Source organism: Streptomyces sp. BE20, from assembly GCF_036322525.1.
Classification (GTDB): Bacteria; Actinomycetota; Actinomycetes; order Streptomycetales; family Streptomycetaceae; genus Kitasatospora.
This window is the reverse complement of the sequence record NZ_JAQYWW010001096.1, coordinates 1-629: the sequence shown is the minus strand read 5'-3', so window position 1 is coordinate 629 and position 629 is coordinate 1. Positions and strand designations below refer to the sequence as shown.

Here is a 629-nt window from a genome sequence, read left to right as displayed (position 1 = left end):
CACCGTCGAACGCGTCCTGACCGACAACGGCGCCTGCTACAAGTCACACCTGTGGCGCGACACACTCGCCGCATCCGGCATCGCCCACAAACGCACTCGCCCCTACCGACCCCAGACCAACGGCAAGGTCGAGCGCTTCAAGTGCGCCACGAGGCGCTCTGTCGTATCCCCGGCATAGCCGGGAGGGATACGAAGGGAGGTTCCTGGGCCTGATGGCTTACCTGGACCCGAAAGGCGAAGGGGACAAGAGCATGCCAGAAAACCAGCAACCGGGTTCAGACATCAGGGACGGTGTGTTGGGAGGTCCGCGTGATAAGGCGAAGGCTTGATTGCTTGAAGCCCAATCTCCAGGAGATGAAAGTTCACATCCGTCGGAAAGATGTCTGAAACCGGCGCCAGCCCTGCGGGGGTCGCGTTGAACGACCGCTGCAACCTTCGGGGCCAGGAGCGATGTCCAATGAGGGCATTCAAGGAGATGAGTGGGACGCCTAAGAAGTCATCTCATTTGGAGAGTCGGCGGTGGCAGATGAGGGCGGCTGCGATGCTGGCGAAGGCTGCAAAGTGGTCGGCCTTGCGTTCGTAGCGGCGGTGGAGTCGGCGGAAGCCGCCGAGCCAGGCGACGGTGCGCT

2 pseudogenes are annotated in these 629 nt (G+C 62.3%); one reads left to right on the top strand and one right to left on the bottom strand.

Annotation, left to right across the window (positions count from 1 at the left end):
* A pseudogene (locus PUR61_RS33180) lies at window positions 1-139 on the top strand (IS481 family transposase); the annotation flags it as partial.
* Window positions 140-501: 362 nt separating this feature from the next.
* Here the strand turns inward: PUR61_RS33180 and PUR61_RS33175 are convergent.
* A pseudogene (locus PUR61_RS33175) lies at window positions 502-629 on the bottom strand (IS5/IS1182 family transposase); the annotation flags it as partial.